The sequence below is a fragment of the Colwellia sp. BRX10-1 genome (assembly GCF_014077545.1).
Classification (GTDB): Bacteria; Pseudomonadota; Gammaproteobacteria; order Enterobacterales; family Alteromonadaceae; genus Colwellia_A.
Window position 1 is genome coordinate 427,391 of sequence record NZ_JACGWC010000001.1, and the last position, 25,650, is coordinate 453,040.

General features: G+C 38.7%; 32 protein-coding genes. 17 read left to right on the plus strand and 15 right to left on the minus strand.

Annotated elements, in window-relative coordinates:
- The first annotated feature begins 256 nt into the window (after positions 1 to 256).
- Genes H4J75_RS01870 through H4J75_RS01880 form a run of 3 tightly spaced genes read left to right on the plus strand, consistent with a single transcriptional unit; the run spans position 257 to position 3,335 of the window.
- Positions 257 to 1,225 carry an HlyD family secretion protein gene (locus H4J75_RS01870; RefSeq protein WP_182221187.1) on the plus strand — a complete coding sequence of 323 codons (969 nt, stop codon included), beginning with the start codon at positions 257 to 259 and terminating at the stop codon, positions 1,223 to 1,225.
- Positions 1,222 to 2,190: an ABC transporter ATP-binding protein gene (locus H4J75_RS01875; RefSeq protein WP_182221188.1), complete on the plus strand. Its 969-nt coding sequence runs from the start codon at positions 1,222 to 1,224 to the stop codon at positions 2,188 to 2,190. Before H4J75_RS01870 ends, H4J75_RS01875 begins: the two co-directional genes overlap by 4 nt.
- Positions 2,187 to 3,335 (plus strand): ABC transporter permease, encoded by a 1,149-nt coding sequence (locus tag H4J75_RS01880; RefSeq protein ID WP_182218053.1) that lies wholly within the window; start codon positions 2,187 to 2,189, stop codon positions 3,333 to 3,335. Before H4J75_RS01875 ends, H4J75_RS01880 begins: the two co-directional genes overlap by 4 nt.
- Positions 3,336 to 3,460: 125 nt before the next feature.
- On the opposite strand, the gene H4J75_RS01885 is transcribed toward H4J75_RS01880, so the two are convergent.
- Genes H4J75_RS01885 through H4J75_RS01900 form a run of 4 tightly spaced genes read right to left on the minus strand, consistent with a single transcriptional unit; the run spans position 3,461 to position 5,817 of the window.
- Positions 3,461 to 4,159, minus strand: coding sequence for a GNA1162 family protein (locus H4J75_RS01885; RefSeq protein WP_182218055.1), 699 nt, complete (start codon positions 4,157 to 4,159; stop codon positions 3,461 to 3,463).
- 5 nt (positions 4,160 to 4,164) lie between these two features.
- Positions 4,165 to 4,521, minus strand: coding sequence for a DUF4810 domain-containing protein (locus tag H4J75_RS01890; protein WP_182176359.1), 357 nt, complete (start codon positions 4,519 to 4,521; stop codon positions 4,165 to 4,167).
- Positions 4,522 to 4,537: 16 nt separating this feature from the next.
- Entirely contained in the window at positions 4,538 to 4,843 is a 306-nt protein-coding gene (locus H4J75_RS01895; protein ID WP_182221189.1) for a hypothetical protein, read from the minus strand.
- Positions 4,844 to 4,854: 11 nt separating this feature from the next.
- Entirely contained in the window at positions 4,855 to 5,817 is a 963-nt protein-coding gene (locus tag H4J75_RS01900) for a CsgG/HfaB family protein (RefSeq protein WP_182176361.1), read from the minus strand.
- A 440-nt stretch (positions 5,818 to 6,257) separates the two neighbouring features.
- On the opposite strand from H4J75_RS01900, the gene H4J75_RS01905 reads away from it, so the two are divergent.
- Positions 6,258 to 6,449 carry a DUF3185 family protein gene (locus H4J75_RS01905; RefSeq protein WP_070374865.1) on the plus strand — a complete coding sequence of 64 codons (192 nt, stop codon included), beginning with the start codon at positions 6,258 to 6,260 and terminating at the stop codon, positions 6,447 to 6,449.
- A 177-nt stretch (positions 6,450 to 6,626) separates the two neighbouring features.
- Positions 6,627 to 7,715 (plus strand): endonuclease/exonuclease/phosphatase family protein, encoded by a 1,089-nt coding sequence (locus H4J75_RS01910; RefSeq protein ID WP_182221190.1) that lies wholly within the window; start codon positions 6,627 to 6,629, stop codon positions 7,713 to 7,715.
- A 43-nt stretch (positions 7,716 to 7,758) separates the two neighbouring features.
- On the opposite strand, the gene H4J75_RS01915 is transcribed toward H4J75_RS01910, so the two are convergent.
- The 10 genes from H4J75_RS01915 to mlaF all read right to left on the minus strand — a co-directional run bounded on the left by H4J75_RS01915 (position 7,759) and on the right by mlaF (position 14,452).
- The gene (locus H4J75_RS01915; protein ID WP_182218063.1) at positions 7,759 to 8,319 is read right to left on the minus strand and encodes a TrmH family RNA methyltransferase; all 561 of its coding nucleotides are present in this window, start codon (positions 8,317 to 8,319) and stop codon (positions 7,759 to 7,761) included.
- Positions 8,320 to 8,452: 133 nt separating this feature from the next.
- Entirely contained in the window at positions 8,453 to 9,055 is a 603-nt protein-coding gene (locus tag H4J75_RS01920; protein ID WP_182214623.1) for a flavin reductase family protein, read from the minus strand.
- Positions 9,045 to 9,494 carry an SMI1/KNR4 family protein gene (locus H4J75_RS01925; protein ID WP_182221191.1) on the minus strand — a complete coding sequence of 150 codons (450 nt, stop codon included), beginning with the start codon at positions 9,492 to 9,494 and terminating at the stop codon, positions 9,045 to 9,047. Before H4J75_RS01925 ends, H4J75_RS01920 begins: the two co-directional genes overlap by 11 nt.
- Positions 9,495 to 9,771: 277 nt before the next feature.
- Complete coding sequence (gene murA / locus H4J75_RS01930; RefSeq protein ID WP_182221192.1) at positions 9,772 to 11,034, minus strand: UDP-N-acetylglucosamine 1-carboxyvinyltransferase; 1,263 nt, start codon at positions 11,032 to 11,034, stop codon at positions 9,772 to 9,774.
- 28 nt (positions 11,035 to 11,062) lie between these two features.
- A complete protein-coding gene (locus H4J75_RS01935) occupies positions 11,063 to 11,320 on the minus strand; it encodes a BolA family protein (protein ID WP_070374871.1) in 258 nt (85 codons plus the stop codon).
- Positions 11,321 to 11,332: 12 nt separating this feature from the next.
- Positions 11,333 to 11,647 (minus strand): lipid asymmetry maintenance protein MlaB, encoded by a 315-nt coding sequence (locus H4J75_RS01940; RefSeq protein WP_182176367.1) that lies wholly within the window; start codon positions 11,645 to 11,647, stop codon positions 11,333 to 11,335.
- 37 nt (positions 11,648 to 11,684) lie between these two features.
- Positions 11,685 to 12,317: an ABC transporter substrate-binding protein gene (locus H4J75_RS01945; protein WP_182214626.1), complete on the minus strand. Its 633-nt coding sequence runs from the start codon at positions 12,315 to 12,317 to the stop codon at positions 11,685 to 11,687.
- Between the two features lie 29 nt (positions 12,318 to 12,346).
- On the minus strand, positions 12,347 to 12,814 hold the full coding sequence (gene mlaD / locus H4J75_RS01950; protein WP_070374874.1) for an outer membrane lipid asymmetry maintenance protein MlaD: 468 nt from the start codon (positions 12,812 to 12,814) through the stop codon (positions 12,347 to 12,349).
- Between the two features lie 55 nt (positions 12,815 to 12,869).
- Positions 12,870 to 13,646 (minus strand): lipid asymmetry maintenance ABC transporter permease subunit MlaE, encoded by a 777-nt coding sequence (gene mlaE / locus H4J75_RS01955; RefSeq protein WP_070374875.1) that lies wholly within the window; start codon positions 13,644 to 13,646, stop codon positions 12,870 to 12,872.
- Positions 13,646 to 14,452, minus strand: a complete 807-nt coding sequence (gene mlaF / locus H4J75_RS01960) for a phospholipid ABC transporter ATP-binding protein MlaF (protein WP_182202505.1) — start codon at positions 14,450 to 14,452, stop codon at positions 13,646 to 13,648. Before mlaF ends, mlaE begins: the two co-directional genes overlap by 1 nt.
- A 316-nt stretch (positions 14,453 to 14,768) precedes the next feature.
- Between mlaF and H4J75_RS01965 the strand changes: the two genes are divergently transcribed.
- From H4J75_RS01965 to mgtE, 12 genes are all read left to right on the plus strand, one after another.
- On the plus strand, positions 14,769 to 15,752 hold the full coding sequence (locus H4J75_RS01965; protein WP_182176370.1) for a calcium/sodium antiporter: 984 nt from the start codon (positions 14,769 to 14,771) through the stop codon (positions 15,750 to 15,752).
- Positions 15,753 to 15,795: 43 nt separating this feature from the next.
- Positions 15,796 to 16,761 carry a KpsF/GutQ family sugar-phosphate isomerase gene (locus tag H4J75_RS01970; protein WP_182176371.1) on the plus strand — a complete coding sequence of 322 codons (966 nt, stop codon included), beginning with the start codon at positions 15,796 to 15,798 and terminating at the stop codon, positions 16,759 to 16,761.
- Between the two features lies 1 nt (position 16,762).
- On the plus strand, positions 16,763 to 17,308 hold the full coding sequence (kdsC, locus tag H4J75_RS01975; protein WP_182176372.1) for a 3-deoxy-manno-octulosonate-8-phosphatase KdsC: 546 nt from the start codon (positions 16,763 to 16,765) through the stop codon (positions 17,306 to 17,308).
- A complete protein-coding gene (gene lptC / locus H4J75_RS01980; RefSeq protein WP_182214628.1) occupies positions 17,305 to 17,871 on the plus strand; it encodes an LPS export ABC transporter periplasmic protein LptC in 567 nt (188 codons plus the stop codon). The genes kdsC and lptC overlap by 4 nt, the downstream gene beginning before the upstream one ends.
- On the plus strand, positions 17,852 to 18,394 hold the full coding sequence (gene lptA, locus H4J75_RS01985; protein WP_070374881.1) for a lipopolysaccharide transport periplasmic protein LptA: 543 nt from the start codon (positions 17,852 to 17,854) through the stop codon (positions 18,392 to 18,394). The genes lptC and lptA overlap by 20 nt, the downstream gene beginning before the upstream one ends.
- Positions 18,391 to 19,122, plus strand: a complete 732-nt coding sequence (gene lptB / locus H4J75_RS01990) for an LPS export ABC transporter ATP-binding protein (protein ID WP_070374882.1) — start codon at positions 18,391 to 18,393, stop codon at positions 19,120 to 19,122. Before lptA ends, lptB begins: the two co-directional genes overlap by 4 nt.
- 79 nt (positions 19,123 to 19,201) lie before the next feature.
- Positions 19,202 to 20,710, plus strand: a complete 1,509-nt coding sequence (locus H4J75_RS01995) for an RNA polymerase factor sigma-54 (RefSeq protein WP_182221193.1) — start codon at positions 19,202 to 19,204, stop codon at positions 20,708 to 20,710.
- A gap of 23 nt (positions 20,711 to 20,733) precedes the next feature.
- Positions 20,734 to 21,021: a ribosome hibernation promoting factor gene (hpf, locus tag H4J75_RS02000; protein WP_146798691.1), complete on the plus strand. Its 288-nt coding sequence runs from the start codon at positions 20,734 to 20,736 to the stop codon at positions 21,019 to 21,021.
- 45 nt (positions 21,022 to 21,066) lie between these two features.
- Complete coding sequence (gene ptsN / locus H4J75_RS02005; RefSeq protein ID WP_182214631.1) at positions 21,067 to 21,522, plus strand: PTS IIA-like nitrogen regulatory protein PtsN; 456 nt, start codon at positions 21,067 to 21,069, stop codon at positions 21,520 to 21,522.
- Positions 21,523 to 21,553: 31 nt separating this feature from the next.
- Positions 21,554 to 22,408, plus strand: coding sequence for an RNase adapter RapZ (gene rapZ / locus H4J75_RS02010; protein WP_182176378.1), 855 nt, complete (start codon positions 21,554 to 21,556; stop codon positions 22,406 to 22,408).
- A gap of 13 nt (positions 22,409 to 22,421) precedes the next feature.
- Complete coding sequence (locus H4J75_RS02015; RefSeq protein ID WP_182214633.1) at positions 22,422 to 22,697, plus strand: HPr family phosphocarrier protein; 276 nt, start codon at positions 22,422 to 22,424, stop codon at positions 22,695 to 22,697.
- Between the two features lie 119 nt (positions 22,698 to 22,816).
- Entirely contained in the window at positions 22,817 to 24,175 is a 1,359-nt protein-coding gene (gene mgtE, locus H4J75_RS02020; RefSeq protein ID WP_182214634.1) for a magnesium transporter, read from the plus strand.
- 103 nt (positions 24,176 to 24,278) lie between these two features.
- Here the strand turns inward: mgtE and pmbA are convergent, their stop codons facing one another.
- Positions 24,279 to 25,646 (minus strand): metalloprotease PmbA, encoded by a 1,368-nt coding sequence (gene pmbA / locus H4J75_RS02025; RefSeq protein ID WP_404842703.1) that lies wholly within the window; start codon positions 25,644 to 25,646, stop codon positions 24,279 to 24,281.
- Between the last annotated feature and the right edge of the window lie 4 nt (positions 25,647 to 25,650).

Here is a 25,650-nt window from a genome sequence, read left to right on the forward strand (position 1 = left end):
ATAAATGAGTTTAGATATTTTCGATGCTATCTTTGATTTTTTGATCTTAAATAAGCACGCTATTAGCCATTAATTTGATTGATAAAGGTTATTTTAACGAATACTGCTATTACCTCCCCTCTTATTGACCTACTAGTTAACCTTGATGTTCAGCCTCAGCCTAGTTAACAGCTAGCTTATACTAGAGAATAAATTGACTTTTAACTGATTGAGAATAGACTAAAAACTAGGTTATATTTCAATGAGATAAATTATTATGTCTACTAAAGCTTTCGCTACTTGTTCTTGTCTATTCACATTATTTATAACCTTAGCAACACTTAGCGGTTGTGATAACAAAAAACCAGGTATTGCCTTAGGTACGTTAGAAAGAGAACGCATAGCGCACACAGCAACAGTGAGTGAAGTTATCACGGCATTACCTGTTAGTGCAGGTAGTCAAGTTACTGAAGGTACAATATTGGTTAGGCTAGACGACACCCTTCAAAAAGCGTTCGTTGCTAAAGCTCAAGCTCAGATGCAACAAGCAAAAGCTAACTTAGAAAAAGTACATAATGGTGCGCGTAAAGAAGAAGTTGCCGCGGCATCTGCAGAAGTCGAGGGCGCGAAAGCCGCACTGATCAAAAGTGAGGCAGACTATAAACGCACTCAAATACTGATAAAGCAAGCATTATCTAGTCAGGTAACGCTCGAAAACTCCCTTGCATTACGCGATGAAAATAGAGCTAAATTACACAGCGCTCAAGAAAAACTATTACAACTAATTAATGGTGCTCGTATCGAGGACTTACAAATAGCTGAAGCTATTTTAGCAACCGCGGTTGCGGTACTCGACAGTGAAAATAAAAAACTCAATGATTTAACCATTACCGCAAAACGTGATGGTCTATTAGACAATCTTCCATGGAACCTCGGTGAACGTGTCACACTCGGTAGCCCCGTAGCAATTGTATTAGCGGGACGTGCTCCTTTTGCACGTGTCTATGTGCCAGAGCCCTACCGAGTAAAAATTAAAGTCGCTGATAAATTAACCGTACAAGTTGATGGTTTAACAGATACGATTATTGGTACTGTGCGCTGGATATCTTCTGAACCTGCTTTTACCCCTTACTTTGCATTAAACCAAGAAGAGCGTGCAAACCTTATGTATTTGGCTGAAATACAATTACCTGATAGTGCTGCAGAGCTGCCAATGGGTGTGCCAGCGCAAGTTATAATGCCATGAAGCACTTAAACGATAGCCAAGAAAAAAATCTTAATAGCTCTTTTGCGATAAGCGCACAAAATCTCACTCGAAAATTTGGCGAATTAACGGCAGTATCTGCGCTAGATTTATCTGTAGAGAAGCAAACTATTTACGGATTTTTAGGCCCCAATGGCTCAGGTAAAACCACGGCAATTCGATTGCTGACAGGTTTATTAATTCCAACGAGTGGTCAGGTTAACGTTTTGGGTTGTCATTTACCGCAAGAGGCCAATAAACTGCGAATGAAAATTGGCTATATGACACAAAAGTTCTCTCTCTATGAGGATCTTACCGTTAAAGAGAACTTGCAATTTATCAGTCGAATTTATGGTCTAACGGCTAATCAACAAAAATCACGACTGAGTGAATTATTAAGTACTCATCAATTAACACAGCAAAGTCAGCAACTTGCTGGCAGTATGAGTGGTGGTCAAAAACAAAGGCTAGCGCTTGCCGCCGCAGTGATACATAAACCTAAGTTACTCTTTTTAGATGAGCCCACTTCGGCGGTTGATCCGCAAAACCGACGAGAGTTTTGGGAACAATTATTTGATCTTTGCGATCAAGGCACCACAATATTAGTCTCAACGCATTACATGGATGAAGCGGAGCGTTGTCATAAGCTGGCCATCTTAGAAAATGGTATAAAAAGAGCGGATGATAGCCCACAAAACTTAATGAATAATATGGCTGCCCAAGTGGTTGAGGTAGGCGCAAGCAATATACGTCAAATAAAAGAGCACTTAATCAAATTGCCACAAGTGATTTCTGCCGCCCAGCTCGGTACCCACTTACGTGTATTAGTGAATAAAGAAGAAAGTAACCCTATCGCATTATTACAGCGCCAGCCCTGCTTAAATGATACAGCTAAACTTGTTATTGTTAGACCCAGTCTTGAAGATGTCTTTGTTAGTTGCACCAGCCAAGGGGTGACACAGTCATGAAAATATCACTATTAAGAATTCAAGCCATTGTTATAAAAGAACTACTGCAACTTAGACGCGATAGAATGACCTTTGGCATGGTCATAATGATCCCCCTAGTACAATTACTGCTATTTGCCTTTGCCATCAACACTAATGTGCGAGATATCCCAGTTGGTGTTGTAGATCATAGTCAGACATCTTTGAGTAGAGTATTACAGCAAACCGTTGCAGCAACCGGCATTGTTAAATTTACTCACAGTTATTACTCGGTAAAGGAAGCACAAGCCGCCATCGATAGCAGTGAAGTGCGTGCAGTATTAATTATCCCACAAGACGTTAGCCAGCGTTTAGTTCGACACCCAAGTGTAGGTTTTGGTTTGCCGCCCTCGAGTAAACAAGAAACGAGCAGGCCAATAGCACAGTGGTTAGTTGATGGCTCTGATACTGTTATAGCAGGTAGTATTAAAAGTTTACGTAATATGCCACTTACAGAGTTATTAGATAAGCCCGCCAACCGAAATACCGCAACGTTTGAAGTGACCTTACTTTATAATCCAGAGCAACGAAGTGTGGTTAATATAGTGCCTGGACTTGTTGCCGTGATATTAACAATGACAATGATAATGTTTACCTCGGCCGCCATTGTTCGCGAGCAAGAGCGCGGTAATATGGAAATGTTAATTACGACACCACTTAGCTCACTTGAGCTGATGATTGGTAAAATATTTCCCTATATTTTTATTGGTGCGATTCAAGTCTGTATTATTCTTGGTTTAGGCTATTGGCTATTTGACGTCCCCTTTAATGGCGGTTTTGCCCAACTAGCACTTGCGACTTTACTGTTTATTTGCGCCAGCTTAGTACTGGGTTTAGTTATATCAACAATTGCTAAAAACCAATTACAATCAATGCAAATGACAATATTTATTTTACTGCCATCTATATTATTATCTGGTTTTATGTTCCCTTATGAAGGTATGCCACTGCCCGCACAATATATTGCTGAGGCACTGCCAGCGACACACTTTATTCGCTTAATAAGAGGTGTAGTATTACGTGATGTTGCCGTTATTGAGATGAGTTTTGATATGCTATGGTTAATTGCTTTTACCTGTTTTGGCTTACTTGTTTCAGCACTGCGTTTTAAGAAAACACTCGACTAGCTTACCTGATGGTTTCATTGCACAAGCTGAGATATTTGAGTGAAGAAAATAATATAAAAGTGACGCGAAACTAAGCCACTTTTATATTTTATTATCACATAATATCCTGCATTATTTATAGTGAGTTAATTAGCACTATTATTTTCTGAGGCTTGCTGCAGAATTTGAACTTTCTGGTCTTTAAGGTAGAGCGGATGGTAAGGCCCTACCGGTACTGTACCAACAAACCGGCTATTAGCCTGTCTTGCATAACGGGTGTAATCAGCTGCTGCTGTGTTTACCGCTGTCGCTATTGCGCCAACAATCAACCCAGCTAAACCACCACCATTATTTCCACCACTAAGATCAACAACAACCGTGCCGGTATATTTCCATAACGTCGAAGATGTTTTTGTTGATTTTATTTCTGCTTCAATTGATACGGTTAAGCTTGAAGCAATAACCAAATAGCTAGTGTCCCACTTAAGTATTTTGGTAAATAACACCGCATCCGCACCGAAGTACTCATGAAATTTATTAAGTGGCATGTCGTAAACAAGTTCAGCATCATAAATACCTTCTTGTTTCAATATTTCTGACGTTAGCTCGTATGGAAAAGTATAATATCCCTGAAACGCGATAGGCATTTCTACCGTAGTCGCATAATAATCTTTCGCATCTGCTGCCGTACTTAAATTGATCGGTGGCATTATTAATAATGAACGTGGTTTTTCATTATACATCTCTGGGAATTCGTCTAGTTTAGTGACGAGGTTGTTACTGACACAGCCTGAAACAAAAACAACAACGAGAGTAACCAACAACGTTCTAGTCTTATTAAACATAATCACTATCCCTGTACCTTAACTTTACTGATCAAATTATTCATAAAGATAACTGATTCTGGATAAACACTTTTTTCCAACTCAAAATAGGAAATTGCCTTTGTGGTATCATTTAACTTTAAGTGCAAATAACCTAAATTGGCGTATACGCCAGGCGGAACACGTAAGCCTTGGTTACCAGAACGTTGAATAACATCTTCTAACGCAAACTTCCATTCGCCTTCAGAAATTTCACCCGCATCCCTTTTCATTGCATAAAATGACTCTGAATATTCACCATAGTCATACATAGGCTTAGGGCCACTTGCACAACCAGTTGCTAGCAGTACCGCACAAGCCATCATTAAAATTTTAGTTTTCATTGTGAGTCCTTAGCTGTTATTTAGGTACATTAAATTCTTTTGACTGGCCGTCACCTAACAGTACAATCCTGTTAACTACTATTACACCATTCTTGGTGATGGTTACTTGCTGTTTACCCGAAGCAACCTTATAAATGTTACGTGCACCTAATTTATCAACAACGAAAGCCTCTCCTTTACCTACTGTCACTTCTGCCCCTTCGGCATTTCCAGTGAAGTAAACATATGATACGGGCTCAGCAGTTCGAACTCCCTCGCTATAACCACAAGCACTTAAGTACATGGCAATAAACACACACAATGATATTTTTAATAATTTCATTTTATAATCCTTTATTTACTTTCTTGAATGTATAACGAAGAGAAGTCACCCGATGCAATGTATTGACTAAAATCACCTGTTGAAATTGAAGCAATTGATATCTCACTTTCTGGGGTGTCACCCATAGAAGTCAGCACAACAATGTTACCTATAGGTTTTCCAGGTAAGGTAATAAACATTCCAGTTTGTGGGTTTTTAACTTTGTTACCTGATTTATAAACAGTAAATTTAGAATTTTCAGAAATATTTTGAGATTTACCGCCAGAGATAATTAGGTTACCTTCATCTGAAGAGAGAATGTAAGATTTCCAAGGTTTATCAAGCATGTTTTCAATAACATTTGAGGCTAAGTCGGTAATAGCCGCATTAAGCACTTTATCATTAAGCGAACTGTCATAGCCTGCTTTATCACCAACGCCCATGACACTGCCCGCTTCAGAGAATGCGATCCCTTTACCAGACTCAGAATAGATTATCTGGCCTGTTGATACATCTATTAATCGAATGTTTACCGTTGCATTGGCTTCTTGTTTTTTAACTCTTGAAAAAATTCCTACTTCACTGGTGTTTTTTCGGCCAAACTCTGAAATAGAACCAACAATTAAAAAGTCAGCCGCATTTTTGAGACTCGTCTCACCGCCAATAGAAAGCTCCTTTTCAACTTGCGCTAGATCTGCACGTTCAAGCATTATAAATCGATCGGTTTCAAACAACTTAGCCGATAATATATCCATAGCTTGCTTACCAATACGATCATTATTTTTATCAATAAAGAAGCTTTGTCCGTATTTAGTTTCATTAGTAAAACGTCCTATCGCAACTTTGCGCTTAAGGTATTTTTTACTGACAACATCCGCTTGCAATGTTTGGCTAACAGCCGCCTTTTTTTGTTTCGTCTCCGTGACGGTTGAATCTTTTACCGTTGCACAACCTGATGCAAGTAGCAAAGATGATACAATTAACAATTTTTTCATGGTGGTACGTTCCTTTTTTTATAATATCGATACTTCTATGTATCGTTAAATTCTTGATAAAATTGTATTAACTACAAATAGTTAAAAATTTTAAGAGTAATATTATACAGGTATAAAAAAGGCTAAATGTAGTCTATACACACTTAATTATGTAAGTTATGTCTTACATTTATAAGGTAAGTCAGCTCGGCTAAACTACAATATAAGTAGTAAAAATGAATTATAAGTCATATTTAAAGTGGGAATTTCGATGATAAATTTTCATCTGTAGGCCTATAACTTAAGCTAATGTTAAGTTTATTAGCGTTTTACAGCGTGATTAAATTGTCGAATTATATTTTGATTGGTGAAAGTGGTAGATAAACTGTTAACATAGCGTTATATGCTTTCGTTAGTATTAACGCGATTAGACTATCGTCTTATAAATATTTGGAGTAGAAATGAATAATAAAATTATTGGTATTACCCTTATCATTATTGGTGTTGCTGTCGCGATTTGGGGTTATAACATTTATGACTCAGCTAGCGCTCAACTTACTCGTACGTTAAGCGGTGATACGCCTGTTGAAGCTTGGGCAGGAATGATCGGTGGTGTTATTGCTGTTGTTATCGGTATCACAAGAGTAAAGTAAGCGTTGATTTTTACAAGTAAACACCTATAAGTGTTTACTTGTAAACTAGGCTTAGCGCTATTTATTTCAATAAATAGCCCATTATATTTTCAACTATTATAAGCATCAGTAAAATCAATCACGAAAATATCGACAGTCGCAAGACATTAAGATTAAGCGAACAAGATTAGGCTTTCAATGTTAACCATACTCATATTTTTCACCCTGTTTACTGTGCTAACAACCCTTTTGCCCTTGTCTCGACATCCCCATTGGATTGTTAGAGGTATGGATTTTCCTCGCTTACAGTTCACTATACTTGCAACGATTTTGTTACTCGCCCATTTTATTTTTCTTGATCCGCAAAGAGTAAGTACGCAGGCACTGATTATTAGCACAACGCTATGTTTGATATGGCAGTTATCTTGGATAATACCCTATACTTTTATTTATCCCAAAGAGGTTAAAACCTCTACTGAATGTGATGCTGATAAACAACTTAGCATTATTACTTCAAATGTTCTGACACCCAATCGTAATGCCGATGCACTGATAGCACTGATTAAAAAACATCAGCCCGATGTGCTAGTCACACTAGAATCAGACCTATGGTGGGAAGAACAGCTTAACGTCCTAGAAACTGACATGCCTTATAGCGTTAAATGCCCACTTGATAATCTCTATGGCATGCATGTATTCTCACGATTACCTATCGCCGAACAAGAAATCTGTTATTTGGTTGAAAAAGATGTTCCGTCAATACACACAACAATAGAGTTGCGTAGCGGCGATAAAGTGCGAGTGCATTTTCTTCATCCTGCGCCACCAAGCCCAACAGAGAATGATGAATCTGCAGAGCGTGATGCTGAGCTGATGATTGTTGCTCGAAGTGTTGCTGACAGTGAGCAACCCGTTATTGTGACAGGCGATCTTAATGATGTTGCTTGGTCTGCTACCACACGACTGTTTCGTAAAATTAGTGGTTTACTTGATCCTCGCGTTGGACGAGGAGTATTTAGCACTTTTCATGTCGACTACCCATTGGTTCGATGGCCTTTAGATCATTTGTTTCACAGCAAACATTTTACACTGCAAAAAATTAAGCGTTTACCGTCAATTGGTTCAGACCATTTTCCGCTGTTAACCCAACTATCGTTTACTGCACTGCGTTGTAATAATCAAGCAGGTATAAAAGCAGACACGGCCGAGCATAAGTGGGCACAAGAAATATCTGAACAACAAAATGTTAGTAAAGGTGATGTACCAAAGCCCGGTGAAACAAGTTAAGCCAATAAACGTTCTGCGTTAATGGCTAACGTTTTATAACGGGTTAATTCGTAACTATATTTGCTGATATCTTGCGGATTTGATCAGCGCACTCAGCTAAGACGATAGCACCAGCCGTTGATACATTTAGAGAATTACCCATACCAAACATAGAAATATGTATTTGATGATGGCTTAGTTTTAATGCCGCTTCACTTACACCCTTGCGTTCATTACCTAACACTAATGCACAAGCAGTGGGATATGCCATCTCTTTATAGTCAACCGACTGCTGGCAGAGTTCTACGCCAAAAACAGTATAACCGTCGTCTATTAATGATTGTAAGCTTGCCGTTGTGCTATCACTGTATTCAATATCGACCCATTTCGCTTCATTTCTAGAGGCCTTTTTCAATTTTTTATCTGAAATTGTGAGTTCGCCACAAATAATAATTTTTTGAATAGCAAAAGCATCCGCTAAACGAATAAATGCACCAATGTTGTAGCTATTAGTGACATGATCTAAAACCAATACTAAAGGGATTTTTGCCTGCTTTACATATTCATCGCGGGTCGGTTTATCTTGTCTAAGGTCTTCTTTACTTAATTGTATTTTTGAATGCATAATAACGGCTCTTATTAGATACTAAACGACTGTCATTCTATTAGTATTCTGACTAATCGATGAGGTCGATATTTGATATTTGATATTTTTAGTTCGTCTCGGTTAACCATTTAAACAAACTTTTATTATAAATTTATGGGCGATCAAGGGCTAGATATTCTGAAGTGAGACTATAACCATCTCCGCCCATTTTACCAACAGAATCAATTAACACTTGGTTTATGCCTGCTTCGTTGTATAGGTCATCACGAACATAAATAGACTTTACATCTAAAAGCACAAGCGTTCCTCCAGCAGGTAAATCACCGAGAGTAATAAGTTCTCTTAATGTGCATTCATAACGAATTGGCGACGCTTTAACCGAAAATGGTGCCACGCTACAGCTACCTATTTTATCAACCCCGGCAAAGTCAAACTCACTTTCATCGAGACTAATACTGGCACTTGTTTTGTTCATTTGGGCCAATAATGAGCTATTTACAATATTGATAACACATTCACCCGTTTCTCTTAAGTTTTGTAAGGTGTCTTTATCAAGACCACTGCGTTGCGTTACCTGCGTATAGAGAAGTACCGGAGGATTACAACTGGCCACTGTAAAAAAAGAGTAAGGAGCAAGATTGTCAACACCGTCTTTAGAACGTGTACTGATCCAAGCGATTGGTCTTGGTGTAACACCACCATTGAGTAGGCGATATTTTTCCTGAACGCCAAGTTCTGTAATATCAAAGTTCATTAAATGCCTCCAGCCATTCTGTAAAAGAATTAGCGACCTGATTAACCGTTACCGCCGTGTGATCATAGAACCATACTGCACTGTCTGCTTGTCTGTGTGCACAATCACTAAGTTTGAAGCAAAACATACTGCCCTTACAATCAGATGCAAACAAGATATGGCCTTTTGGCATACCGGTCATTTCATATAACTTTGAGAGCGAAAAAACATCATCAAGGCTTAAAAAATCTTGTACTTCGGTAATATCGACACCTAAATCACAGATTTTAGTTAATACATTTGGCGTGTGTACCAAACCGTAAGTCGAAATCAAATATTTATATGCATCAGGCATGTAAGCAGATAATTTTAATTCTAGCTCGGTTATATCCTCACTGGCTATCGGTACCATGGCGCTTTTACTGCCCCAATTTTTTACAAAAAGATCAATGCTATTCATCTGGATACTCTCATTCTGTTACTGTGTTATTTGTATTGAACACTTTATAACTTGCCAATTTATCGTGCTTTGTTCAAGCTTACCTATAACGTCGCATTCTAGCAGTTTAAGAGAATAGGGTATTGCTAATTAATAGCGTAACGAGTTTACTTATCTGGTTATTTCAGCAAAATAACAACACTGATAATATGCAGCTAAGCCATTCATTATATTGAGCGATAAAAAAAGCACCTAAAAAGGTGCTTTAATCAATCGTATCTTTTATCTTAATTTCAGACTAACTCGCTTTAATGCGTGTAATATTCGCACCAAGTGCTTGTAGTTTATCTTCAATATTTTGGTAACCGCGGTCAATATGATAAATACGGTCAACTTGTGTTTCTGAGGTCGCCACTAAGCCAGCAATCACTAAACTTGCTGATGCACGTAAGTCTGTTGCCATTACTTGCGCACCGTTTAGTGATTCAACACCACAAGAAATAGCGGTATTGCCTTCAAGGCTAATATCAGCGCCCATGCGTTGTAGTTCAGGAACATGCATAAAACGATTTTCAAAAATAGTTTCTGTTGTCGTTGCCATACCTTTTGCAATTACGTTCATTGTCACGAACTGTGCTTGCATATCCGTAGGAAAGGCAGGATGAGGAGCAGTGCGAATATTAACCGCTTTTGGTCGCTGATTCATCGTTAGCTCGATCCAATCATCACCGGAGGTAATTTCTGCGCCAGCTTCTTGTAACTTACTTATAACCGCTTCTAAAGCTTTAGGATCTGTATTTAAACACTTAACCTTGCCTTGAGTAACCGCAGCAGCCACTAAAAAAGTGCCTGTTTCAATACGATCTGGCATAACACGATACTGTGTGCCTGATAACTCGGCAACACCCTCTATGCTCAGTGTATCTGTACCTGCGCCAGAAACTTTAGCGCCCATAGCGTTTAAGCACTTAGCTAAATCAACAATTTCTGGTTCGCGGGCAGCATTTTCGATCGTGGTAATACCGTCAGCTAATGCTGCAGCCATCATCAAGTTTTCAGTGCCGGTAACACTTACCGTGTCCATAAAAATGGTCGCACCTTTTAAACGCCCATTATTGCGAGCGATGATATAACCATTTTCAACGTCTATGTCTGCGCCCATTAACTTTAAACCGTGAATATGTAAATTCACTGGTCTTGCGCCAATAGCACAACCGCCGGGCAAAGAAACTTCAGCATGACCAAAACGCGCCAATAACGGACCTAAAACTAATATAGACGCGCGCATAGTTTTAACTAACTCGTACGATGCACGGCAATGATCTATGGTACTTGCATCAATAACTAATTCATTGTCACCAGACCAATGAGCTTTAGCACCTAATTGACTTAGCAATTTAATCGTCGTTTCAATATCATTTAACTTAGGAACGTTACTAAATGTAATAGGTGTCTTAGAGAGAAGTGCTGACATTAATATCGGTAAAGCGGCGTTTTTTGCGCCCGAGATGGTTACTTCACCCTTTAGGGCCGTACCACCTGTTATTTTAAATGCATCCAATAGAATATTCTTATTTGGTTATGAAAAATTAAAGCGGAAGATTAAACATTTTTTCACGCTGCCAAACTGACGTTGTGAAAGTTTTAATCGATACCGCATGAATTGCACCCGCTTTAATAGTCTCTGCTAAAGGTGCATATATTGCTTGTTGCTTCTTTACACGGCTTAATTCACCAAGAAAGTCTGCAACCGCAATCACTTTGCATTGTGATCCATCAAATGCAACATGTAACTCATCAAGTTCAAGGGCATCATTAAGTAATTTTTCTATATCTGAAACTTCCACATTTATCTCCGGTTACTGATTAAGCGTACTATCAGTTTTTGGTAAGAACATATCAACACAACTTAACTGAGCTAATTTAATTAAATCTTTTGGTAAATTATCAAAAGTTAATTGGCAGTCAGTCTTATTACTTAATTCTAGCATGGCAAGTAGCCAAGCTAAACAAGCCGTATCGACTTTTGAAACATTTGACAAATCAAAGATTAACACCCCTGATTTAATCAAAGCTTTTGATTTTTTTTCAAATGAATTATCAATAGTTAATAAGGTTAATTCACCACTAAAAACAACTCGGGAATCTTTTTCAATAAAACTAATTTTCTTCACTTCAATTCCTAATCTTCACAGAAATAGCCTATTAACGCTACTTAAAAACGATTTTTTGATCGCTTTTTTCTTTTAACATTTCAGTAACGTATGGCAAACCTTTTTGACGTATTAAGCCGCTAAGCTCTGCCTCTTTACTATCAAGCAAACTAACACCTTCGGCGACCATATCGTAAGCTTTCCATTCATTGGTTGTGGTATTTCTTCTAACACGAAATGAAATATCAATAGGTGGTCTACCTGGGTCTAAAACCGAGGTTCTAACAGCAACAACCTTAGCGTCATCAAAGTCTCTTTCTGGTTCAAATTCAACTTCTTGTTGCTTATACAAGGTAAAGACTTGTGCATATGAGGTAACTAAATACTCTCTAAAAACATCAACGAAATCAGCTCTGCTTTGCGAAGTTGTTTGTTCAAAGTTTTTAAAACCGATAACTTTCAATGCTGCATATCGGTAATTAATGTAAGGCATCAACTCTTCACGAACGATATCTTTCAATATTTCAGGGTTCTTACGAATCTCTGGTTGTTCGTCAGAAAAACGTTTAAACGTTACTTTCGCTACCGTTTCGATCATCGCGTACGGGTTTTTACTGTCAACCGCTTTTGCTGTTGCACTAATACTCACCATTAATGCTAAAGCGATTATTACTGTAAATAATTTTTTCATTATATTACTACTCTCCATTGGTAAACCTGCTAGTCACTTCCTTGACTAAATAAAAATTGTCCTATTAATTCTTCTAATACTAATGCTGGTTTAGTATCTTCAATAAAGTCACCTGGAACTAGCGTGCCTACCGATTCATCAACAAAGCCAGGTCGTAAGCCAACATATTGCTCACCCAACAAACCTGCGGTTAAAATAGAGACCGACGTTGCTTCTGAAAAATTAATATACTGTGTATAAATATCTAAAGTGACTACCGGCGTATAATCTTTTGCATCGATGGTAATATGACTAACACGACCGACAACAACACCACCCACTTTTATCGCTGAACGAACTTTTAGACCGCCAATGTTATCAAACTTAGCATAAAGTTGATATGTCTCACTATTACCGGAAATACCGCTATCAGCAACTTTCAGCGCAAGCATAAGCAACGCAGCAATACCTATTGCTGCAAATAAACCTACCATTAACTCAATTTTTTTCGACACCATGTCTTCCACCAAACCTAAAATAAAAATTATTATAAAAATTAACTAACAGCAAACATTAACTCGCAAACATTAATGCTGTTAATACAAAATCTAACCCTAAAACCAATAATGATGATTGTACAACTGTTGAAGTTGTCGCTCGACTAATACCTTCTGATGTTGGTACACAATCGTAACCTTTATAAACAGCTATCCAAGTGACAACAAAAGCAAAAACAACCGATTTTATCACCCCATTAAGAATATCTTTTTGAAAATCAACTTGAGCCTGCATCACTGACCAGAATGTACCACTGTCTACGCCCAACCATTCAACACCGACGAGATGACCACCTAATATCCCTACGGCAGAAAAAATAGCGGCTAGCAAAGGTAAACTAATAAACCCTGCCCAGAATCTTGGTGCAATCACACGACGTAACGGATCAATTGCCATCATTTCTAAACTTGATAATTGTTCTGTTGCTTTCATTAAACCAATTTCGGCGGTTAATGCCGAGCCTGCACGTCCTGCAAATAATAATGCCGCAACCACAGGGCCTAATTCACGGAGTAAAGATAGTGCGACCATAGGTCCTAAACTGCCTTCAGCACCATAACCCACTAAAATAGTATAGCCTTGTAAAGAGATAACCATGCCAATAAATAAACCGGATACCACCACTATCATCAGTGAAAGTACGCCAACAGAATATAACTGCTGCACCAATAGAGGAAAGCCTTTACGTACATTCGGCACATGAAGCAATGCAGAAAGTAATAAAACTATTGCTCGCCCTAATCCCGTAATCGTGGCAATAATGTTATGACCTAAACTTTGTAAACTATTCATTATTTAGGCTCCTTACCCATTAATTCATCTTGATAAGGGGCGCTAGGAAAATGAAATGGTACGGGACCATCAGCTTCACCTTGAATAAATTGTTGCACCAGTGGTGATGTTTGCTTACTTATCTCTGACGGTGTGCCATGACCAATAATTTTCTTTTCAGCAATAATATAAATGTAATCAGCAATACTCATTACTTCTGTAACGTCATGTGAGACCACAACTGAGGTTAAACCTAATGCTTCATTTAAATCTTTTATTAAGCGAACAATAACACCCATTGAAATAGGGTCTTGTCCCGCAAAAGGCTCATCATACAAAATAAGTTCAGGGTCTAAGGCGATAGCGCGGGCAAGGGCAACTCTTCGTGCCATGCCACCAGAAAGTTCGCCAGGTGCTAAATTTCGTGCACCGCGTAAACCAACGACCTCAAGTTTCATTAATACCATTTTTTCAATTAACGATTCTGACAGGGTACTGTGTTCGCGCATCGGAAAAGCAATATTGTCGTAAACACTCATATCGGTAAATAACGCGCCACTTTGAAACAACATGCTCATACGTTTACGCGCTTCATAAAGTGCACTGCGTGATAATGTTGGAATATTTTGTCCGTCAAAAAGTATTTTACCTGAATTGGGTCTGAGTTGACCGCCAATTAAACGTAATAAGGTGGTTTTACCAATACCACTTGGCCCCATTATCGCGGTAACTTTTCCTTTAGGGATCGACAAACTAATATCATCATAGATCACTCGTTCATCACGTTTAAACGTAAGGTTCTGGATATCGACCAAGTTTTCAGGCATAAGATTTATATAACGTCACTGGTTGTTATTATTAAAGTCAGGTGAATTTTACCTGAGCAATCAAAAAACGTCATTAAAATTGCGTTAAAAATGTAAATAAAAATCGTAAGAAAGCGTGTAAAAACGTAATAAAGTGTAAGATTTTACTCTCAGAAGATATATTTTTGCTTTAATGAAATTTTTACTTTGGCTATTTTTTAACAATGGCATGTAAAAAAACCGCCTTTTGGGCACTTTTTTACCAAGATCTGATTATTTCTCTTTGTTTTTGCTTCGCAACCAGCGACAATTTACGCTCTTAATATAGGAGCCCTTAATGTTATTACAGATTCTAATTTTACTTGTTTCACTTGTTACTCTGGTATGGAGTGCTGATAAATTTGTTTTTGGTGCCTCATCATTAGCAAGAAATTTTGGTATCTCACCGATGATTATTGGTTTAACTATTGTTGCCATGGGTTCATCTGCTCCAGAAATGATGATTGCAGCGACAGCATCTTTAGACGGTAACAATAATACAGCTATCGGTAACGCAATCGGTTCAAACATTACTAACATTGCTTTGGTACTCGGTATAACAGCATTATTTCAACCTTTAAACGTATCCTCATCAACGGTAAGACGAGAAATTCCATTAATTTTAATTGTTACCGCCCTAGCCTATTGGATGCTTTCTGACGATTACTTTGGCTTTAACGAAGGCTTATCACTGATGATCGGCTTTTTTGTTTATATATTTGCGTTACTTTTTATCACCATAAGAGCCTCTAAAACTCGGCCAATTGATGATCCATTGATCATTGAAGCTGAACAAGAAGTGCCAGACGCGGTTAGCAAACCTAAATCTTTACTTTGGCTAGTCGTTGGTATTATTTTCTTACCTATGAGTGCTAGCTACCTGGTCGATTCATCCGTTTTTATTGCTAAAGCATTTGGCATCAGTGACTTAGTGATTGGTTTGACCGTTATTGCCGTTGGCACAAGCTTGCCAGAACTTGCTGCAAGTATTATGAGTATTATCAAGAAAGAAGATGATTTAGCGCTAGGGAGTATTATTGGCTCTAATATCTTTAATATTTTGGCCGTACTCTCGCTCGCTGGCTTAATTGCACCGGGCGAAGTAGATTCAGATGCCGCAGCACGTGACGCTCCTTACATGCTTGGAGTTACCGTATTATTATTTATACTGTGTTTTACTCGTCGTGCCGGAAAGTTTTGCATTGGCCGCTTAAAAGGTTTGTTATTAATAGGCGCTTTTATCGCTTATCAAGCGCTACTTTTTAGTCAAATAAAGCAATAACAAACACTATAATAGCAATTTACAAAATAAAAACGGGCTAATAATGAACGATTTCAAACAACTAGCGTTAGACGTTATTCACATAGAACAACAGGCTATTGCAGAGTTAGCCCAGTACATTGATGAGAACTTTGAATATGCCTGTCAGTTAATGTTTAACTGTAAAGGTAGGGTTATTATTGCTGGCATGGGCAAGTCAGGCCATATCGGTGGCAAGATTGCTGCAACGCTGGCGAGCACCGGCACACCTTCTTTTTTTGTTCACCCTGGTGAAGCAAGTCACGGTGATTTAGGTATGATAACCGGTGATGACGTCGTGTTAACTATTTCGCACTCGGGCGAAACCAGTGAAGTGTTAGCAATAGTGCCAGTCATAAAACGTATTGGCGCTAAACTTATTGCGATGACGGGGAATCCAGCCTCAACCTTAGCAAAACTAGGCGATACCCATGTCTGTGTTGCTGTTTCACAAGAGGCTTGTCCACTAGGATTAGCGCCAACATCAAGTACCACAGCAACCCTAGTAATGGGTGATGCACTCGCTGTTGCCTTATTAAATGCTCGCGGCTTTACCGCTGACGACTTCGCACTCTCTCATCCCGGTGGTAGTTTAGGAAAACGCCTATTACTGCGTCTTAGTGATATAATGCATAGTGGTGAGCGCTTACCAACTGTAAATGCTAATGCTAAAATTAAGGATGCGTTGGTTGAAGTATCATTAAAAGGTTTGGGGATGACGGCGGTAGTCGACGAGAGTGGTCAATTACAAGGCTTATTCACTGACGGAGATTTACGTCGTATTCTTGATGAACGTATTGATATACATCTCGATACTATTGCATCTGTGATGACAAAAAATCCCACTGTGGCTCATCAAGATATGCTAGCCGCCGAAGGCTTAAAAATCATGGAAGACAAAAAAATTAATGGTTTAATTATTGTTAATGACAATAATATACCTATTGGCGCAATGAATATGCACGACTTACTAAAATCAGGTCTTATCTAATATGCAAACACTCTATGGCGAAATTACTGACACAGCATTCAATACCATGAAAACAATAAAGCTGCTGATATGTGATATTGATGGCGTTTTTTCTGATGGCCGTATTTATTTGGGTAACGATGGTGAAGAATTAAAAGCTTTTCACACTAAAGATGGCTACGGCATAAAAGCATTAGGCGCCAGCGGTGTCGATGTAGCGGTGATCACCGGGAGAACATCAAATATTGTCGCAACACGTATGTCAGCCTTAAATGTTAAATATATAGTGCAAGGTGAAGAAAATAAATTACCCGCCTTGAAAACGATGGCTAAGCAATTAAAGTTATCCCTCGAGGAAATTGCTTATATTGGTGATGATATGCCTGATTATGAGTGTATCAAAGCCGTAGGCTTGGGTATTGCTGTTCAAGATGCCCACCCAAGTATTTTATCTATCGCAAATTACACCACTTTTAACCATGGCGGTTTTGGTGCTGTTCGAGAAATATGCGATTTAATCATGCTTAGCCAAAACACCTTAGCAAATGCTTCGGGTGCGAGTATATGAATCGACTTTATAGTTTAACCTTGTTGTTTTTTCTAATTGCGGGAGGCGTTTACGGTATAATTGAATGGAGAAATTCCTCAGCACCACAATTACAAGCGATTGATAAGACGCTGACCCCTGATTTTATTGCCGAAAATTTACACAGTAATGTTTATAAACATCAAGGAAGTTTAGCTTATGTTGTTGATGCCCATCGTATGGAACATTACCCTGAGTTAAGTATTACCAACTTTGAGTTTCCTCAATACACACTTCATCCCAAAAATGATGCGCCCGCATGGAAAATATCTGCCAATGAAGGCATATTATACAATAACAACCGGGTAAAATTAGCAAAGCATGTCCGCCTGTTAGCAACAGATCCCGATAGCTTATTACAAGAAGTTCAAGGAAAATACTTTGAACTTGATCTAAAAACTAACATCATAAGTTCAGAACAAGAAATTAAAATTATCGGTAAAGGATTTACCATCGATGGTAAAGGTTTAATTGTCGACTTAAACACCAACCAAATGACACTAACTAAACATGTGAAATCAATTTATGAAATTGTTAAAAAATAGCCTACTGTGCTTATTGTTATCAACTCCGCTATTTTCGTCAGCTTTCGCTGAAAAATTTGATATAAAACAAAAGATTGAAATTAACGCTTCAAGACAAGCCGTTGATCTTAAAAATAAAATATTCAGCTATATTGATAACGTGGTGATCACTCAAGGTTCATTAGTTATACGTGCTGATTTAGTACAAGTGCTGACTCAATCTGGCAGTGAAGAAAAAACCTATATCGCTAAAGGGAAGCCAGCAACCTTTAAACAAACCTTAGCCGATGGTACTCCTCTTAGCTTACAAGCAGACGAAATAAGATATGAGCCCGCAAATAATTTAGTGATAATTTCAGGAAATGCGTTATTACAGCAAGAAGGTAGTGAGGTTAGTGGCAGTAGAATTACTTACAATATTGCCACTCAGTATGTTAATGCTGAAAGTAAATCTAACGAACGCACTAAAACGATTTTTCAGCCGAAAGAAAAAATTAAAGCGACAACCACAGACGCGAAAACTCAGGAAAAAATTAATTTATGAGCACTAGCACCCTAATGGCAAAAGGCCTTGCCAAAGCCTATAAAGGCAGAAAAGTGGTTAAAAATGTCAGTATGCAAGTTTCAGCAGGACAAATAGTCGGTTTACTGGGCCCAAATGGTGCCGGAAAAACAACTTCTTTTTATATGATTGTGGGTTTAGTTGAAAGTGATAGTGGCGATATTATCTTAAATGACGAAAACCTGACGTTAGCGCCTATGCATGAGCGTGCGAGAAAAGGCATCGGATATTTACCACAAGAAGCCTCTATTTTTCGAAAACTCAGTGTTTACGACAATATTATGGCTATTTTACAAACACGAAAAGAATTATCAGATGCTGAACGCGAAGAGAAATTAGAACATCTTGTTGAAGAATTCAACATAGGTCATATCAAAGATAATTTAGGCATGAGCTTATCTGGTGGTGAACGCCGCCGAGTAGAAATTGCTCGCGCATTAGCTGCTGAACCAAAATTTATTTTATTAGATGAACCTTTTGCTGGTGTTGACCCAATTTCAGTAGGTGATATTAAAAAAATTATTCTACACTTAAAAGAACGTGGCATTGGTGTGTTGATCACTGATCACAATGTACGTGAAACTCTCGATGTATGTGAACATGCGTATATTGTTAGTCATGGTGAACTTATTGCAGAAGGTACTGCAGATCAAATTCTTGCAAATCAACACGTAAGAGATGTATACCTTGGTGAACAATTCACGCTATAGTAGTCAGTAAATGAATAGTATCTTCGTATGAAAAAAACGAAAATATCCCATTAAAAATAATAGGAAGTTAATGACCTAAATGCGCCCTACTCTACAACTCCGCATAGGACAACAATTAACCATGACGCCACAGTTGCAGCAAGCAATCAAATTGCTGCAACTGTCTACGTTAGAGCTTCAACAAGAAATTCAGGAAGCCTTAGAAAGTAATCCATTATTAGAAATGGATGAGTCTTCAAATAATCCCGAAGATAAAAGTACTGACAACCTTGAAGAAGCTCACACTGCCGGTACTGGTGACGTTAAAGAAGCCCCTGCTTCTGATGGTAGCGAAGACGCTACGCCTACCATTGATGAAATCACCACCACTGAAGCCATGGACAAGAACGATATCCCTGAAGAATTAAACATGGATACCACTTGGGATGATAACTACACGGCTGGTGCAGCAAGTTCAAGCTCAGGCCCAGCTTCAGAAGATTATACTTACCAAGGCGAGACTCAAGACTCCATTCAAGATCATTTGCGCTGGCAAATGGAATTAAGCCCTTTTACCGAAACAGACCGCGCTATAGCGACAGCAATTATTGATGCTGTTGATGACGCCGGTTACTTAACGGTATCTAGTGAAGACATTTTAGAAAGTGTTGCCATTGAAGGAGTAGAGCTTGATGAAATTGAGGTGGTACTAAAACGTATTAACCTCTTTGATCCTGTCGGTGTCGCTGCTCGTTCTATTTCAGAATGTTTAATCATTCAACTTAATCAATTTGACCCCGCTACACCTTGGTTAGCAGAAAGTAAGTTAGTTTTGCGTGACCATATTAATCTACTGGGTAGCCGAGACTATCGTACATTAATGCGTAAAACTCGACTGAAAGAAGAGCAACTGCGCGAAGTGGTGCGCCTTATTCAATCACTTGATCCTAGACCAGGCGATAGTGTGATGAAGAGTGACGATCAGTATGTTATTCCTGATGTTTCTGTTGAAAAGAAAAATGGCCGTTGGGTGGTCGAATTAAATCCTGATACTGCGCCAAAACTTTCGGTGAATCAGCAATATGCTTCGATGTCACGTTCGATGAAGTCGACAGCTGACACACAATTTATTCGCTCAAATTTACAAGAAGCTAAATGGTTTATTAAAAGCTTAGAAAGCCGTAATGATACCTTATTAAAAGTGTCAAACTGTATTGTGCAACGTCAAATTGGCTTTTTTGAACATGGTAATGAAGCCATGCGTCCAATGGTTTTAAATGATATTGCCGAAGCTGTCGATATGCATGAATCAACCATTTCACGAGTGACGACACAAAAGTATATGCATACGCCACGTGGAATTTTCGAACTGAAGTTTTTCTTCTCAAGCCATGTTGGCACCGAAAGCGGTGGCGAATGTTCATCAACAGCTATTCGTGCATTAATCAAAAAATTTGTTGCTGCCGAAATCCCAGCAAAACCACTTAGTGATAGTAAAATGGCTGATTTATTAGCCGATCAAGGGATAAATGTAGCTCGACGTACCATAGCAAAATATCGAGAGTCACTTTCTATTCCACCTTCTAACCAACGAAAAAGTTTACTTTAACGAAAAGATGAGGAATTAAGCTTATGCAAATTAATCTTTCTGGCCACCATGTTGACATTACCGAAGCTTTACGAGAAAACGTCACGACTAAGATGGCAAAATTAAGCCGACATTTTGATCATATCAATAATGTTCATGTTGTTCTCACCGTTGAAAAATCAAATCAAATTGCTGAAGCGACTGTTCACGTTAGTGGCTCTGATTTACATGCAAAAGCTGAAAATGCTGACATGTATGCCTCTATTGATAGTCTTGTTGTTAAGCTTGACCGGCAAATATTGAAGTACAAAGGTAAAACGAATCAGCATTAATGCTGTTTATCGCCTGTTCACTCACCAAAGAATCTAAGTAGTATAATGAAGTTGCAAGATATCCTTACCCTTGATTGCACCCTGTGTGCGATTAAGGGTACAAGCAAAAAAAAACTCCTTGAAATAATTAGCACAACTGCGGCAAAAAAATTCGACAATATTGATACTCATCAATTATTCGAAAGCTTAATGGCGCGTGAAAAGGTTGGCTCTACCGGCATAGGAAATGGCATTGCGATTCCTCATGGTCGATTAACTAACACGTCACAAGTTATTGCTGTATTGCTGACCAGTGAACAAGCCGTTGAATTTGATGCGATAGACAACCGTGCTGTCGATATTATTATTGCGTTATTTGTCCCCGAAGAAAACTGCCAACAACATTTAGATACCTTACAAAGTATTGCGCAAATATTTAGTACTAAACAGTTCGCAAAGCAAGTAAGAAAATGCCAAAATTCGCAAGAGCTTTTTACTTTAATAAAGCATGCTAAACGTTAATAAAATCTAATAATAATCCAGGAAAACTCAAATGAAACTCTTGATAGTCAGTGGTCGCTCAGGGTCAGGTAAAAGTGTCGCCTTACGTGTACTCGAAGATTTAGGCTACTACTGTGTCGATAATATTCCGGTGAATTTATTGCCTGCATTAGCACATACCGTTATTAATGATTACGACAAGGTAGCGGTTAGTTTAGATGTACGTAACTTACCCAATGATCCTAATGACGTTTCAGAAATATTAGATTATCTACCAAAAACAGTAAAACTCGATATTCTGTATTTAGATGCTGATGACTCTGATCTTATTCGACGTTTTAGTGAAACGCGTCGTTTACATCCTTTGATTAAACAAAATATCCCACTCGACCAAGCCATCTCTTTAGAGAAAAAGCTGCTTGAGCCTATTTCCACGCGTGCGGGTTTGTATATTAATACCAGTCAGTTATCACCTCATCAATTATCTGATTTAGTGCGTGAGCGAATTTTGGGCAAAACCTCGGCATCTATGGTGGTGGTGTTTGAATCTTTTGGCTTTAAACACGGTGTACCACAAGACGCAGATTATGTTTTTGATGCACGTTTTCTGCCTAACCCTTTTTGGGAAACAGACTTAAAAGGTTTTACCGGTTTAGATCAACCCGTGCGAGACTTTCTTGCTAGCCAACCGATTGTCACTAAATTTATCTGGCAAATTAACAGTTTTATGATGACATGGTTACCCCACTTAGAAAGAAACAATCGCAGCTATATTACTATCGCCATTGGTTGTACGGGTGGAAAACACCGATCGGTTTATATTGCAGAAATATTAGCAAACAATCTTAGAAAAGAACGCGAAGATGTCCAGTCTCATCATCGCGACATTAAAATACAAAGCACTTAATAACGGTCACTGTATGCCAAAATATAATAAATCATTAACCATTAGCAATAAACTGGGATTACATGCACGTGCTGCCACTAAACTTGCCCAGTTAAGCCAAAAGCTTAATGCTAACGTTACTATTTGCTTAGAGGGCAAAGAAGCTGATGCCAGTAGTATTATGGGGTTAATGTTACTGGCCGGTGGCTTTGGAAAAACCGTAGAGGTTATTACCCAAGGAGAAGATGCTCAACAAGCACTTGACGATGTATGCCAGTTATTTTCTGATAAATTTGATGAAGACGAATGATAAAAAGACTGAATAAAAAATAAAGTTACGTTATCATTCATTACAACACCTTAGCCAGCGCATCTTGACTAAGATATAAACAATATAATTTTCGTATTACTGCGGCACAGGAAAACTTTATGCCGGAAATATCAGAGCAACAACAAAATCATCAACGCCTGCAACAAGTCAATAAAGCACTTGGTAGCGGTATGTTTGTGCACGTTCGAAAATTACTACAGAACATGCCAGCTTATGATATTGCTTTAATATTAGAGTCATCTCACCCGAAAAGTCGTGCCGTTTTATGGCAACTTATCGATGCTGATAATCACGGTGAAGTACTTGAAGAACTCAATGAGGAAGTTCGAAAAGGTATTTTAAAAACTATCCGCCCTGAAAAATTAGCCGCCGTTGCTGAAGGCATGGATGTTGATGATTTAGCTGAAGTTTTACGTACTCTACCCGATAGTGTTTATCAAGAAGTATTAAGTGCTATGGACTCGCAAGACCGAGGTCGAGTCGAAGCCGCGTTATCATTTGAAGAAGATACCGCTGGCGGTATCATGAATACCGATACCATAACAATTCGTCCCGATGTAACGGTTGATGTGGTATTGCGCTATTTGCGCTTACGGGGTGATTTACCTGAAGCGACCGATTCTTTTTATGTTGTTGATGGTAAGAATCACTTTATTGGCGCCGTTTCTCTAGCGGCGATCATTACCGCTAAACCTGAAATTATCGTCTCAACACTCATTGATAAAGATATTGAAGCAATTCAAGTGCATTTGTCTGATAGTGACGTAGCGCAACTCTTTGAAAAATTTGATTGGTTCTCTGCACCAGTTATTGATGATGAAGGCCGTTTGCTTGGTCGTATCACGATAGACGATGTTATTGATATTATTCGTGAGGATGCCGAACATTCAATGATGAGTATGGCGGGCTTAGATGGAGAGGCAGATACCTTTGCTCCGGTTTTAAAAAGCACGCAACAACGCTCTATTTGGCTTGGCGTTAATCTCATTACCGCACTACTTGCTGTTGCTGTATCGAGTATGTTCGAAGGTGTTTTAAGCCAACTGGCTATTTTAGCTATTTTAAATTCTTTAGTGCCTAGTATGGGGGGTGTTGCCGGTAACCAAACCTTAACACTGGTTGTTCGCGCCATTGCGCTAGGCCATGTTGGCGACTCAAATGCGAGAATACTTATTCAGAAAGAACTTGCTGTTGGTTTTCTTAATGGCGTTATCTGGGCGGTATTAATTGCTGGTGTTGTGGCTATTTGGCAACAAAATTTAATGCTTGGTGGCGTTATAGCCTTTGCAATGTTAATGAATTTAACCGCTGCTGGTATCGCTGGTGTCGCTATCCCGCTGTTTTTGAAAAGGATGAATATTGACCCTGCTCTCGCTGGTAGTGTGATATTAACAACGATTACCGATGTGGTCGGAATATTCGCTTTCTTAGGTACTGCAACTTTATTCCTAACCTAAACTAGATATTGGCTTATTGAGATCTTGATACCTTTTCAAGATCTCAATACTAGTCTGTTGGTTTTAATAATCAAATGTACCTTATTAAAATAACACGATTTGATTAATTGCCGCCAACCTGCATCTCTTCAATTAACAATGAACCCGTTAAAATACTGCCTCGTAAGTCAACATCACTACCGACAGCAACTAAGCCTTTAAAGATATCAGATAAATTACCCGCAATGGTAACTTCTGATACTGGGTAAGCAATTTCACCGTTTTCAACCCAGAAACCGGCAGCGCCACGTGAATAATCACCATTGACTACATTAACGCCTTGTCCCATTAATTCAGTGACAAGAAAGCCAGTACCGAGTTTTTTCAACATGGCATTAAAGTCACCGCCATTGGCAGAACCTTTGGCATTAATTTGCCAATTATGAATACCACCGGCATGGCCAGTAGATTTAAGTCCTAGCTTACGTGCTGAGTAACTGGTTAATAGATAGGTCTCTAAACAACCATCGACAATAATTTCACGGTCAACCGTTTTTATGCCTTCACTGTCGAAAGCACTACTCGCTAACCCTTTTAAAATATGAGGGCGTTCACTGATATTTAAAAAGTCAGGAAAAACTTGTTTGCCAATAGCGTCCATTAAAAAAGATGATTTACGGTATAAATTACCACCGCTGATCGCCGCTATAAAATGTCCAAAAATGGAATTAGCAATGTCGGCACGAAACATCACCGGCACTTTTCCTGTCGGTAATTTTTGAGCATTTAATCTCGAAAGCGCTTCTTTTGATGCTTGCAGACCAATAGCGATGCCATTATCCATTAAATCAAAATCACGATTAACGGTGTAAGCATAATCTCTTTGCATATCATCACCTTCAGAGGCGATCATTACGCAGCTTAAACTATGGCGAGAGCTTGGATAGCCAACAATCTGCCCATTGCTATTGCCATACACTTTATAGCCTTCAAAGCTATCAAGTGATGCACCATCTGAGTTAGTAATACGAGGATCATACGCTAGCGCACTATCTTCACATTCTTTGGCGAGTTGAATAGCTTGGTCTGTTGTTAAAACTTTTGGGTGATATAAGTCTAAATCAGCAGGCGACATTTCAAGCATGTCCTTGTCTGCTAATCCTGAACAGTCGTCAACAGAGGTATACTTTGCAATATTAACCGCCGCTTGTACTGTTTGTTTTAACGCCGCTTCTGATAAATCTGCGGTTGAAGCACTCCCTTTACGACCTTGCTGGTAAACAGTAATACCCAATGCACCGTCATTAGTAAACTCAACCGTTTCAACTTCACCAAACCGCGTACCAACACTTAACCCTTGTTGGCGGCTTATAGAAGCTTCAGCTGCATCTGCTCCTAGCGATTTTGCTAAGTCGAGTACTTGTGCTACACGTTGCTCAACGTCTCTTAATTGTTCGTTCATCGATTGTTTAGCGTTCATCGTTTCAGTCATAATT